Source organism: Bradyrhizobium japonicum USDA 6 (assembly GCF_000284375.1).
Taxonomy (GTDB): Bacteria; Pseudomonadota; Alphaproteobacteria; order Rhizobiales; family Xanthobacteraceae; genus Bradyrhizobium; species Bradyrhizobium japonicum.
The window spans coordinates 4,738,544-4,750,765 of the sequence record NC_017249.1; the positions used below are offsets into that span (position 1 = coordinate 4,738,544).

A 12,222-nucleotide genomic window follows, 5' to 3' on the forward strand; every position below is an offset into this window, starting at 1 on the left:
CCGAAACGGAATTCGGCGGCGCGGCCGGGGTTGATCCTCGGTCGCAGCCGTACAGGGCTCAGCAAGAGGGACCACGGATGATTTCAGGGATGAAGTTTGCTCTCGCCGTCGCCGCGCTGGCTCTGTCCGGCCACGCGGCCGTTGCGCAATCCGAGAAATCGGGCGTCGAAAAGCTCTACGTCCTCAATTGCGGGGAGGGCACCGCCGGGGACATCTCGCGCTGGACGCCCGGCCTGAACGAGGGCAAGTCGATGGACTTCGTCGACAGCTGCTATCTCATCAAGCACAGCAGCAAGGGCTGGTTCCTGTGGGACACCGGCATCGCCGATGCCGTCGCCGCCATGCCGAATGGCCTTGTCCCCGCCGATTCCAAGGCGGTCACCTGGCGCCGGCCGAAGACGTTGGCCGCCCAGCTCGAACAGCTCGGCCTCAAGCCGGATGACATCAAGGCGATGGCGGTGTCGCATACGCACCCCGACCACACCGGCAATGTCGAGCTGTTTCCGCAGGCCACGCTCTACGTGCAGAAGGCCGAATATGACTGGCCCGGCGCCAACAACGAACCGCGCTTCAAGCCCTCGCATCCGGTCGAGTTGCTCGCGGGTGACAAGGACGTGTTCGGCAACGGCAGCCTGACCATCCTGTCGACGCCCGGCCACACGCCGGGACACCAGTCGCTGCTGGTGAAACTGCCGAAGACCGGCGCCGTGGTGCTGTCGGGCGACGCCGTCCACTTCAAGGACAATTGGGACAATCGCCGCGTCCCGAGCATGAACGCCAACAAGGACCAGAGCGCGGCTTCGATGCAGAAGATCGCGGACACGCTGACCAAGGAGAAGGCGCAGCTCTGGATCAACCACGACAAGGCCCAGCGCGACAGCCAGAAGATGGCGCCTGAGTTTTACGACTAACGTTTGCGCCGGGGCTGCTGCCATGACGCTGGCAGCAGCAGCGTGCTACGGCCCGGGAAAGCTCCGCGACAGGAGATGATCGTGGGAGAGTGGGCCGGGGTTGCGATCGCGCTGGCGTCGAGCAGCCTCGGCGGCACCGCCGCGGCGATCACCCGCTATCTCGTCGGCGGCGCCGATCCCGTTCTGCTGGCGATCCTGCGCTGGGGGATCGGCTTTCTCTGTCTGTTGCCTTGCGCGCTGCTGCTTGGCGTGCGCTGGCCGCAGCGGCCCGACTGGCCGGCGGTGGCGCTGCTCGGCATCTGCTTCTTCGGCCTGTTCTTCATCCTCTACAATATCGCGGTGTCCTACACGACCGCCGCGCGCGCCAGCCTCGCGCTGGCGACGCTGCCGCTCCACACCATGGTGGTCGGTGCGATCCTCGGCGTCGAGCGGTTGACGGTTCGCAAGATCATTGGCGTCGGCATCGCCGTGCTCGGTGTGACAGCCGCGCTGGCCGCGGGGCTCGCCCAGAGCCCGCCCGGCGCCTGGCGCGGCGAACTGATCATGACTGGTGCCGTGTTCTGCATGGCGTTCTACAACGTGCTGTCGCGCCCGCTGATGCAGCGCTCCAGCGCGCTTGGCTTCCTTACCGTCGGCATGGGCGCGGGCGCTGTCGTGCTGGTGCTGGCGGGACTCGTGAAGGGCAGCTTTGCGGCGCTCGATCACTTCACGCCGGGGCAATGGATCGCCGGCATCTATCTCGGCGCCGGCGGCGGCGCGCTCGCCTTCATCCTCTGGGTGATGGCGCTGGCGCGGGCGACGCCGACCCGCGTTGCCAACACCATGACGGTCAATCCGATTGCCGCGACCTTGCTGGCGGCGCTGCTCATCGGCGAGCCGATCACGGCAAACCTTCTGATCGGGCTGATTGCCGTGTTCGCCGGCATCTTTATCGCGACCAGCCAGGCGAAGCCGGCCTAGCTGCGCGGTGCCGTGACCGGGGGCGGGCTGGCGTCCGGTGTCTTCTTCGGCTTGAGCGTGCCGGCGTAGAACGAGAGCAGCCAGACCAGGATGATGGCGAGGAGATAGACGCCCCAGGCCTGTGGCGGCGTGGTTGCCCAGCGCAGCAGGCCTTTGAAGGTGCGGGGCGGGCTGTTGTCTTCGCTCATGGCCCGCTTGTGCGCGAATGCGGCTGCGCGGTCAATCCGGCCGCCGTTCGGCGCGGATCAGGAACAGCGCCGCCAGCGCCGAGAGGCTGAGCGCGGAGGAGACCATCAGCACCTTGGCGCCCATGACATCGATGAGCAGGCCGAAGGCCAGCGGCGCCACGGCCTGCGCCATCCGTGCCGGCGCGCCGATGATGCCGAGGCGGTAGCCGAAATCTTTCGGGCCGAAGATCGACAGCGGCAGCGTGCCGCGCGCGATCGTGAGAATGCCGTTGCCCGAGCCGTGGAGCAGCGCAAACGCGCTCGCAGCAGGCGCGCCGAAGATGGCGACGACGGCGGCGCCGAGCGGGTGGGTGACGCAGGCAAGGCGCGTCGACCACAGCGGATGGAAGCGGCTCAGAAAGCCCGCTTCGAGAATACGCGCGGCCACCTGTGCCGGGCCGATCAGCGCGCCGGCCGCGATGGCCTCGACATGCGTCGCGCCTGTGGCCTCCAGCAGGCGCGGGAAATGGACGGCCATCGCGCCGGTGACGGTCCAGACCGCCGCGAAGACGAAGGCGAGCAGCACCATGGTGCGGTCGAGCGGCAAATGCGGCTTCTCGGCCGCCGCCGCCTGCCTGGCGCCCTTGATCGCCGGCAGCATGAAGAAGTTCAGGGGCAGGCCGATCAGGATGTTGGCGGCCGCCCAGGCAAAACAGGTCTCGCGCCAGCCGATATGGGACAGGCCCCAGGCGGTGAGGGGCCAGCCGACGGTGGAGGCGAAGCCTGCCATCAGCGTGATGCCGGTGATAGGCCTGCGCGCCTCGGTGCCGTAGATGCGGCTGAGCGCGGCGAAGGCGGCATCGTACAGCCCCATCGCCATGCCGATGCCGAGCACGAGCCAGGCGAACGCCATCACCGCCAATGAGTGCGAGAGGCCGAGCAGGACGAGACCGGCGGCCATCGTGAGGTTCGAGACCGACAGCACCTGCCGGCCCCCGAACAGATCGATCTGCCGCCCGATGCGCGGGCCGAGCATCGCGGAGATCACCAGCGAGGCCGAGAACGCGCCAAAGATCCAGTTGGAGGAGACGCCGAGGTCGCGCGCCATGGGATCGGCGAGCAGCGCCGGCAGGTAGTAACTGGAAGCCCAGGCCAGGGTCTGCGTGGTGCCGAGCGCCAGGATGATCGGAAGCTGGCGCTGGCTCATCTTGGTGCGATTCTGGTCGCGGTGTGCGGCGGTGTCATCGGTTGCATTTGCGGCCCGCGGCGAGAGCGCGTCAACAGCGCCTGCGGCATATTCGACCTGCTGCGGGCGGGAGCCTTGGTTGCGCAGCGTTCGCGCGCGGCCTTTCGCTCGTCACGAATGCACGCCATAATGGCGTATGCAATTGACCTCGCGCCTCGCGCTGATGAACTGGCTGACCGGCCAGGGGCTCACGGGCCTGCCCGAAAACGAACTGCTCCGCGGGTTCTGCGAGCGCTGCCGCGCCGAGGGCCTGGAACTCTCGCGCGCGCTGGTCGTGATCGACACGCTGCATCCGATCTATGAGGGGCGCGGCTTCCGCTGGAGCGACCGAGCCAGCAACGAGAGCGAAATGTTCGAATACGGCTCGACCGCCGAGGGCGATGCCGCCAAGAGCTGGCGCCGCTCGGTGTTCTTCCACATGCTCGAGCACGGCCACGACGAGATGGTGATTGATCTCGCCGATGCGCCGTCGATGGACTTCTCGCAGATCGGCGAACTCGCCGAAAAGGGCCACAAGCACTATCTCGCCTTCGTGCATCGTTTTGGCGAGAACGGTGCGCTCGGCCTGATGGATTGCCTCTACTCCTGCTGGACCACGCGCCGCGACAGCGGCTTCTCCGAACCCGAGCTCGAATCTCTGCGCGATCTCGTGCCGGTGCTGGGGCTCGCGATCAAGTCGGCGCAGCAGGTCGACATCGCGCGAACGCTCGGCCGCGTCTATCTCGGCCGCGATGCCTCCGCGCAGGTGCTGGGCGGGCGCATCACGCGCGGCGTCACCGAGCGCATCAACGCCGTGCTGTGGTATTCGGATCTGCGCGGCTCGACCGGGATCAGCGAGAGCATCGGCCCCGACGAGATCATCCCGTTCCTCAACGACTATGCGCAGGCCGTGATCGACGCGATCCACGATGCCGGCGGCGACGTGCTGAAGCTGATCGGCGATGGCGTGCTCGCGATGTTCTGGGGGGAGGACATGTCGGACGCGCGGCGCGCTGCGCTGCGCGCCGAGCACCTGTTCCGCAAGAACGTCGCTGCGCTGAACAAGCGGCGGGAGGCCGATGGCCGCCCCACAACGTCGGCCTATATCGGCCTGCATGTCGGCGAAGTCTTTTACGGCAATATCGGCAGCGCGGACCGGCTCGACTTCACCGTCGTCGGCCCCACCGTCAACGAGGTCAGCCGCATCGCCTCGATGAGCCGCTCGGTCGACCGCGAGCTGCTGGCCTCGGCCGAGTTCTACAAGGGTCTGGACGCCACCGGCCGCCGCTACCTCGTCTCCACCGGACGCTATGCGCTGCGCGGCATCGGCCGCGCGCAGGACCTCTACACGCTCGATCCCGAGGTCGATACGAGCGAGCCGGTGACCGGGAGCTACGAGCGGTATCTGGCGAATTAGGCTGACTGCTGCATCAGACGCGGCGGCACTAACACCGCGCCGCCACCGCCTCGTCGCCCACCATGGCCGGCTGCCGATCCAGCGCCACGGCGGGAGAGAGCCAGATCACCAGCGCCTGCGCGCCGAACACGGCGGCTGCGAGATACAGACAGGCTTCCGCGCTCCAGAGGCCGCCGACGATCGCGCCCAGCGCCGAGCCGAGCGGGCGGGCGCCGTAGCTCATGATGTTGATGGCGGAGACGCGACCGAGCAGGCGCGGCGGCGTCACGGATTGGCGCAGGGTCGTGGTCGAAATCACCCAGAGGATCGGCCCGACGCCGAGCAGGAAGAAGCTCAAGGCCGCGAGCCAGGGCGAGGGGACCAGCACCGTCAGCGCCATCACTACGGCGGCGACGAAACCCGTGACCGGGCCAAGGCCGACGACCGTGCCGAAGGCGATGCGCTTCATCACGCGCGTGGCGAACAGCGCGCCGATCACCATGCCGACGCCGTACATCGTCAGCACGGTGCCGACGCCTGCGGCCGTCAGGCCGAGATGGCGCACCGCATAGGGCACGAACACGGCGATCTGGAGGAACCAGCCGGTGTTGAAGATGAACTGGGTGATGAACACCGGCCGCAGCAGCGGATGGTGGAACACGAAGGCCGCGCCCTCGCGGATGTCCTGGAACGGATGGCGCCGCGGCGAGGGCGTCCGGGTGGGCTCGTAGATGCCGGAGAGCAGCACGACGGCGATGGCCGAAAGCGCCGCGGCGAAGCCGAAGGCCGGGCTCGCGCCCCACCAGCCGACCAGCGCGCCGCCGAGCGCAGGCCCGCTTGCAAAGGCGATGGTGCGGGCGAGCTCGATGCGGGCATTTGCCGACGGCAACAGCTCCGCGCTCACCAGCGAGGGCACCAGGGCCGGCGCCGCCACGCTGTAGACGACCGTGCCGCATACGGCGGCAAAGCCGAGCAGAGCCAGCAGCGGCAAATTGAGCGCGCCAAGTGTGAGCAGCAGCACGATGGCCGCCAGCGCGACCGCGCGCAAAGCTTCGGCACCGGCCATCACCGAGCGGCGGGAGATGCGGTCGGCGAGCAGGCCCGCCGGAATGGCGAACAGGACGAAGGGCAGGGTGAGGGCGGTCTGGAGCAGGCCGGTCTGGCCTTCGGCAACACCCAGCGTGAGCACGGCGACGATGGGGGCCGCCGCCAGCGCGATCTGCTCGGCCGATTGCGCCGCCAGGTTGGACCAGGCGAGGCGGTTGAAGGTGTCGGGGAGGCGAAGCGGGTTTGACATGGCGCATTTCCTGCAAAGTCGTGTTGGCGCCAGTATCCGCCCCCGAGGACGGCCAAACCCACCCGCTTCCCGACAGGGCGGCGAATACCGCCCGGCCGGGAACTCATGCGGCCAGATGCAGTTGCAAATGAGTTGCAATAAGCTTCGACTTCGGTATTCTGCCGCTATGGATGCCCGCTCCCCCGATTTGACCCAAGATGCCGCCGGTTGGCGCACTGATGCGCCTGCTACCAAGAGCCTCGCCGAGGTGAACGCCACGATCGCCATCCCCACGGCGGGGGTGTGGTGGCGGCGGTTGCTTGCCTTTGTCGGCCCCGGCTACCTGGTCTCGGTCGGCTACATGGACCCCGGCAATTGGGCGACCGACCTCGCCGGCGGTTCCAGATTCGGCTACACGCTGCTCTCGGTCATCCTCCTTTCAAACCTGATGGCGATCCTGCTCCAGTCGCTGGCGGCGCGGCTCGGCATCGTCACCGACCGCGACCTCGCGCAGGCCTGCCGCGCGACCTATTCGCCGGCGGTGAACTTCCTGCTCTGGCTCGCCTGCGAGGCGGCGATCATCGCCTGCGATCTCGCCGAGGTCATCGGCACGGCGATCGCGCTCAAACTCCTGTTCGGCATTCCCCTGATCGGCGGCGCGCTGCTTGCCGCGCTCGACGCCTTCCTGCTGCTGCTCCTGATGAACCGTGGTTTCCGTTTCCTGGAAGCCTTCGTCATCGCGCTGCTCGGCGTCATCGCGGTCTGCTTCGCGGTACAGGTCGTGGCCGCGGCGCCGCCGGTGGCGGAAGTCCTGCGCGGCTTCATGCCGAAGACCGAGATCTTCACCAATCCGGAAATGCTCTACATCGCGATCGGCATCATCGGCGCGACCGTGATGCCGCATAATCTTTATCTGCACTCCTCGATCGTGCAGACGCGCGCCTATGAGCGTAACGACACCGGCCGGCGCGAAGCGATCAAATGGGCGACCACGGACTCGACCATCGCCCTGATGCTGGCACTGTTCATCAATGCGGCGATCCTCGTCGTGGCAGCCGCCACCTTCCACAAGAGCGGCCATTCCGACGTCGCCGAAATCGGCCAGGCCTTCGAGCTGTTGTCGCCGCTGCTCGGCCTCGGTATCGCCTCGACGCTGTTTGCGATTGCGCTGCTCGCCTCGGGCCTGAACTCGACGGTGACGGCGACGCTTGCCGGCCAGATCGTGATGGAGGGGTTTCTCGACCTGCGCCTGCCGAGCTGGGCGCGCCGCCTCCTGACGCGCGGCATCGCCATCGTTCCCGTGATCGTCGTCACCGCGATCTATGGCGAACGCGGCACGGCGGATCTGCTGGTGTTCAGCCAAGTCGTGCTGTCGATGCAGCTGCCCTTCGCCGTCATCCCGCTGGTGCGCTTCGTCTCGGATCGGCGCAAGATGGGGAAGTTCGCGATACCCACGTCAGTCGCCGCGATCGCGTGGATCGTCGCGGGAATCATCGTGATTTTGAACGTGAAGCTGCTGGCGGATACGCTGTTCGGGTGATGTCACCACAACCTTGCTGCCCGGCTTGACCGGGCGATCCAGTATTCCAGAGACAGTTGGAATTGAGTCGAAAGGCCGCGGCGTACTGGATGCCCCGCCTGCCGCCTACGCTAAAGCTTCGGCGCCCCTAGACCTCAGCCCCGGCGAAGCCTTGGCGTAGCCGGGTCGCGGGGCATGACTGAGAGTGCGGGTCGGCTAATCCTGCGGCTCTGATGTCGCATCGCCTTGCGCGTCGATGCGCAGCCAGCCTGAGGGCGCGAGGCGCTGCTGCGGCAGGAAGCGGGCCTTGTAATCCATCTTCTTGGAGCCCTCGATCCAGTAGCCGAGATAGACGTAAGGCAGGCCCTGGCGGCGGGCGCGGGCGATGTGGTCGAGGATCATGAAGGTGCCCATCGACCGGCTGACCTGGCTCGGCTCGAAGAACGAATAGACCATCGACAGGCCGTCGCTGAGCACGTCGGTCAGCGCCACCGCGATCAGCTCCTCGCCGCGGCCGGTGATGCCGCTGTCGGGGCCGCGCTTGCGGTATTCGATGATGCGGGTCTCGACATGGCTGTCCTCGACCATCATGGCGTAGTCGAGCACGGTCATGTCGGCCATGCCGCCATGGCGGTGGCGGGAGTCGAGATAGGCTCGGAACACCGAATATTGCTCGGAGGTCGGCACCGCACTGCGCTGCTCGCCGATGATGTCGGCGTTGCGCGCGATCACTTTCCGGAAGTTGCGGGAGGGGCGGAACTCGTTGGCGACCACCCTGACCGAGACGCAGGCGCGGCACTGGTCACAGGCCGGCCGATAGGCGATCGACTGGCTGCGGCGGAACCCGCCATGAGTCAGGAGGTCGTTGAGGTCGCCTGCGCGCTCCCCCACGAGGTGCGTAAACACCTTGCGCTCATGCCGGCCCGGCAGATACGGGCAGGGAGAGGGCGCCGTGAGGTAAAATTGGGGGGTGTCGCGCGAGTGTTGGGTCAAGGGACGTCGTGGGCCTCCAAAGTGGGCATCAGCATCGCGCTACGAAGCCCCCCGGTCAATCGGTCTACTCGGCAGGTCAGATCAGTCAGTTTAGTCGGTCCTGGTTGATAGGTTCTTGATCACCAGGCTCTCAGTAGGTCCTTGCGGCCCGCGGAACGGGCGCGCGGACGGAATTGTTGATCACGACCGTTCCCAGCACGACATCATGCAGCAGGCGCCGCCGGCCGTTGAACAGCCCAACCAGCACCACGAAAGGTGTCAGGAACGAGACCGTCACCCAGAACAGCACGGCATGGGTGGCGCCGAGCACGAAATAACCGGGCGCGCCGTACCAGGTGCGCAACTCCAGATCCATCAGGCGCATGCCGATCGTCGCGGACGACGGACCGCCGATGCAGGCGCCGTAATAGACGATGGCCCAAACGACGGAGGCCGGCCAGGCCAGCCAGAACAGCGCCCAGCCGATGCCGAGCGTGACGATGCCAAACAGCGCGATGAAGATGTAGCCGAGGATCACGGGAACGGAGATCACGACCATGTCGATCAGGAACGCGAACGCCCGCCGCGTCGCCACGCCGCGGAACAATTCGGGGTGCAGATAGGGATCGTAGGCGTGCGGTTGCACAGCGCCGTCATTGCGCCAGGCATTGCCCGAGTCCGAATACGACATGGTCCGCTCTCCCAAGGGGAAACTCCCGTGGCAGGACATGGGAATAAGTCATCCCCGTGCCAAGGGCGCGCGGGCGTCAACAAGCCGAAATATTCCGGCGATTCGGGGGCGATGCTGTTACCGCTGTCGCTCAGGGATGGTGTCGTAGGGTGGGCAAAGGCGCGTTAGCGCCGTGCCCACCATCGTTCCGCGATCGCTAGCTGGCATGGTGGGCACGCTTCGCTTTGCCCACCCTACGATTACTGCGATGCCTTACGTTTGGCTCCGCAGCTTCTCGGCCACCTTCGGCGCAAAATAGCTGAGCACGCCGTCGGCGCCGGCGCGCTTGAACGCCAGCAGGCTTTCCATCATCGCGCGCTCGCCGTCGAGCCAGCCGTTGTTGGCGGCGGCTGCGATCATCGCGTATTCGCCGGAGACCTGGTAGGCGAAGGTCGGCATCGCAAAGGTGTCCTTCACGCGCCGGACCACGTCGAGATAGGGCATGCCGGGTTTCACCATCACCATGTCGGCGCCCTCGGAGATGTCGAGATCGACCTCGCGCAGCGCCTCGTCGGTGTTGGCGCTGTCCATCTGGTAAGTGCGCTTGTCGCCGGTCAGCGTCTTGGCCGAACCGATGGCGTCGCGGAACGGGCCGTAGAAGGCGGAGGCGTACTTTGCCGCATAGGCCATGATCTGCACGTCGAGCAGGCTGGAGCGATCCAGCCCCTCGCGGATCGCGGCGACGCGGCCGTCCATCATGTCGGACGGCGCGATGATGTCGCAGCCGGCTTCGGCCTGGACCAGCGCCTGACGCACCAGCACCGCGACCGTCTCGTCATTCAGGATCTTGCCGTCAGAGATCAGGCCGTCATGGCCGTGGCTGGTGAAGGGATCGAGGGCGACGTCGCAGAGGATGCCGATGTCGGGAAACTCTTTCTTGATCGCGCGCACCGCCTGGCAGACCAGGTTGTTCGGATTGGTCGCCTCGGAGCCTTCCTCATCGCGCAGGGACGGGTCGGTATAGGGAAACAGCGCGAGGCAGGGGATGGTGAGCTTCATGGCGCGCTCGGCCTCGCGCACAGCCTGGTCGACGCTGAGGCGGTCGACGCCCGGCATCGAGGCGATCTGCTCGCGCTTGTTGTTGCCGTCGATCAGGAACAGCGGCCAGATCAAATCGTCGGTGGTGAGCACGTTCTCGCGCACCATGCGCCGGGCCCATTCGGCCTTGCGGTTACGGCGCGGGCGGACGGTCAGATCGAGGGCAGGGGAGGCGGCAGCGCCATCCCGGCGCGAAACCTCGCGCAATTCGATCGGACGTCCGTATTTGATCGCCATCATTCTTCCTCCGGCTGGAATTATTCTTATACCAGCTCGCATGGTTCCCGCCACCGCGGCTTGACCTGCCGCAAGGCAAAATTGAGGTCGCTCGGTCAGCCGATTGATTTTGCGGGGCGAAGCAGCCAGAAGGGGACCATGTCCGAAACCTCCACCCGCGATGCGGCCCGCGACGGCGCCAGTGCCCGAGACAACGCCAGAGACAACGCGATGTCGGTGGCGGCGATCTCGTCGGAGCGTCCCGAGTCCGACGACAATGTCTGGACGCGCCGGCTCGTGCTATTCCTGCGCGTGATGGCGCTGCTGTCGATTCTGAAGGGCCTCTATCACTGGGCCCAGGTCACGGGCTTCGTCGGCGGCGAGGACGAGGCGTTCGAGAACCAGTCGATGGCCTGGCAGGCCGCCACCGTCTATTTCGCCGTGATCGAACTCGTTGCCGCGGTCGGCCTCTGGCTTGCGACGCCCTGGGGCGCTGTGGTGTGGCTGACGACCGTGGTGTCGATGGCGGTGATCGAACTGATGTTCCCGGGCATCTACGGCGGCAGCCTGATCGTCGTCGGTGTCGAGGCCTTCATGCTCGCCGCCTATCTCGCGCTCGCCTGGATGGCCGCGCGCGAGCGGCCGCCGTAGCGCGCTTACGATTTCAACGCACACTCTCTCGTGCCCCGGACGCAGCGCAGCACCATAAGCGCGTTTACGCGCGTCTTCCACGCGCTATGGTGATCCGCTGCTGAGCCGGGGCCCAGCTCTCCACGATCTCGGTTGCGGCTTCTGGGTCCCGGCTCTGCGCTCCGCTTCGCCGCGCTTGTCCGGGACACGAGAGCGGCATTTCCGAAGTCGTGGCTTGGTTGACCGTTGGTTGCCTAAAATTCGAGGTAACTTTTCATTGACTCCGTGCATTCCGCCACAGCTCTTACGCGCCCGTTTCGAAACGGGGCGGCCCTGTACTGGAATGCGACAGAGGTGGCGGACGGAGGGTGAACAGGACCTTGCGAGGGTCAACAGACGGTTGCGAAAAGCCCTTGTGACACAGGCTTAATCCGCAATTCACTGTCTTAAATTCATGATCTCTTTATTCTCTTATTTAAGCCGATCTTCAAACGCCCCCTTAAGTTGCACCTATCAGACGGAGCACAAGTTTCGTCGAATGAGTGTCGATAAAAACGACAACAGGGGAAGTGTCATGATGAAAGCCGTCGCAACTGCGGCAGATACCGCAGAGCGCGTCTCCGGCCAGCAGGGTTCGGTGCAGTCGCTCTATCTGGAAGCTTTGACTCTGGTGGAGCGGCTGCATCGCCGGCTCCTCGACGTCATCAAGGATGAATTCGATCGCCGCGGCCGTGCGGACATCAACTCGGTCCAGGCGCTCCTGCTCTACAACATCGGCGACAAGGAGCTGACCGCGGGCGAGCTGCGCACGCGCGGTTACTATCTCGGCTCCAACGTCTCCTACAATCTGAAGAAGCTCGTCGAGCTCGGCTTCCTCGATCATCAACGCTCGCGCGTCGATCGCCGTTCGGTGCGCATCCGCCTGACCCCGCAGGGCCAGGAAGTCCGCCGCATCGTCGACTCCCTCTACCAGAAGCACGTCAAGACGGTGGAGCAGGTCGGCGGTATCTCGGGCGAGGAATTCTCGACCCTCAACAAGTCGCTGCACCGCCTCGAGCGGTTCTGGACCGACCAGATCCTGTATCGTCTCTGAGTTCTTTACGACGGGACTTGGCCAAGCCGGCCCACAACAAGACCGGCAAGCCTCCCGAACGTGCCTGACCTCCCCAAGCGCGCCGGCCC

General features: G+C 66.1%; 12 protein-coding genes. 6 read left to right on the forward strand and 6 right to left on the reverse strand.

Features of this window, described 5'->3' with window-relative positions:
- Window positions 1-77: 77 nt before the first annotated feature.
- Together BJ6T_RS22415 and BJ6T_RS22420 are read left to right on the forward strand one after the other, a co-directional pair.
- The gene (locus BJ6T_RS22415) at window positions 78-911 is read left to right on the forward strand and encodes an N-acyl homoserine lactonase family protein (RefSeq protein WP_014494758.1); all 834 of its coding nucleotides are present in this window, start codon (window positions 78-80) and stop codon (window positions 909-911) included.
- A gap of 81 nt (window positions 912-992) precedes the next feature.
- Window positions 993-1,871 carry a DMT family transporter gene (locus tag BJ6T_RS22420; RefSeq protein WP_014494759.1) on the forward strand — a complete coding sequence of 293 codons (879 nt, stop codon included), beginning with the start codon at window positions 993-995 and terminating at the stop codon, window positions 1,869-1,871.
- Here the strand turns inward: BJ6T_RS22420 and BJ6T_RS22425 are convergent.
- Together BJ6T_RS22425 and BJ6T_RS22430 are read right to left on the reverse strand one after the other, a co-directional pair.
- Entirely contained in the window at window positions 1,868-2,059 is a 192-nt protein-coding gene (locus BJ6T_RS22425) for a hypothetical protein (protein WP_014494760.1), read from the reverse strand. The two genes, BJ6T_RS22420 and BJ6T_RS22425, sit on opposite strands and share 4 nt — an antisense overlap.
- A 31-nt stretch (window positions 2,060-2,090) precedes the next feature.
- Window positions 2,091-3,245 carry an MFS transporter gene (locus BJ6T_RS22430; RefSeq protein ID WP_014494761.1) on the reverse strand — a complete coding sequence of 385 codons (1,155 nt, stop codon included), beginning with the start codon at window positions 3,243-3,245 and terminating at the stop codon, window positions 2,091-2,093.
- 175 nt (window positions 3,246-3,420) lie between these two features.
- Here BJ6T_RS22430 and BJ6T_RS22435 point away from each other — a divergent pair, with 175 nt between their 5' ends.
- Window positions 3,421-4,680, forward strand: coding sequence for an adenylate/guanylate cyclase domain-containing protein (locus tag BJ6T_RS22435; protein WP_014494762.1), 1,260 nt, complete (start codon window positions 3,421-3,423; stop codon window positions 4,678-4,680).
- A 28-nt stretch (window positions 4,681-4,708) separates the two neighbouring features.
- Here the strand turns inward: BJ6T_RS22435 and BJ6T_RS22440 are convergent, their stop codons facing one another.
- Window positions 4,709-5,956 carry an MFS transporter gene (locus BJ6T_RS22440; protein WP_014494763.1) on the reverse strand — a complete coding sequence of 416 codons (1,248 nt, stop codon included), beginning with the start codon at window positions 5,954-5,956 and terminating at the stop codon, window positions 4,709-4,711.
- Window positions 5,957-6,122: 166 nt separating this feature from the next.
- Here BJ6T_RS22440 and BJ6T_RS22445 point away from each other — a divergent pair, with 166 nt between their 5' ends.
- A complete protein-coding gene (locus BJ6T_RS22445; protein WP_014494764.1) occupies window positions 6,123-7,475 on the forward strand; it encodes an Nramp family divalent metal transporter in 1,353 nt (450 codons plus the stop codon).
- 195 nt (window positions 7,476-7,670) lie between these two features.
- On the opposite strand, the gene BJ6T_RS22450 is transcribed toward BJ6T_RS22445, so the two are convergent.
- From BJ6T_RS22450 to hemB, 3 genes are all read right to left on the reverse strand, one after another.
- Window positions 7,671-8,447: an arginyltransferase gene (locus BJ6T_RS22450; RefSeq protein WP_014494765.1), complete on the reverse strand. Its 777-nt coding sequence runs from the start codon at window positions 8,445-8,447 to the stop codon at window positions 7,671-7,673.
- Window positions 8,448-8,577: 130 nt separating this feature from the next.
- On the reverse strand, window positions 8,578-9,117 hold the full coding sequence (locus BJ6T_RS22455; protein WP_014494766.1) for an RDD family protein: 540 nt from the start codon (window positions 9,115-9,117) through the stop codon (window positions 8,578-8,580).
- A gap of 252 nt (window positions 9,118-9,369) precedes the next feature.
- Window positions 9,370-10,431 carry a porphobilinogen synthase gene (gene hemB / locus BJ6T_RS22460; protein ID WP_014494767.1) on the reverse strand — a complete coding sequence of 354 codons (1,062 nt, stop codon included), beginning with the start codon at window positions 10,429-10,431 and terminating at the stop codon, window positions 9,370-9,372.
- Window positions 10,432-10,569: 138 nt separating this feature from the next.
- Between hemB and BJ6T_RS22465 the strand changes: the two genes are divergently transcribed.
- Window positions 10,570-11,061 carry a DUF6163 family protein gene (locus tag BJ6T_RS22465; protein ID WP_014494768.1) on the forward strand — a complete coding sequence of 164 codons (492 nt, stop codon included), beginning with the start codon at window positions 10,570-10,572 and terminating at the stop codon, window positions 11,059-11,061.
- Window positions 11,062-11,614: 553 nt separating this feature from the next.
- On the forward strand, window positions 11,615-12,133 hold the full coding sequence (gene ldtR / locus BJ6T_RS22470) for a transcriptional regulator LdtR (protein WP_011087797.1): 519 nt from the start codon (window positions 11,615-11,617) through the stop codon (window positions 12,131-12,133).
- Window positions 12,134-12,222 lie beyond the last annotated feature (89 nt).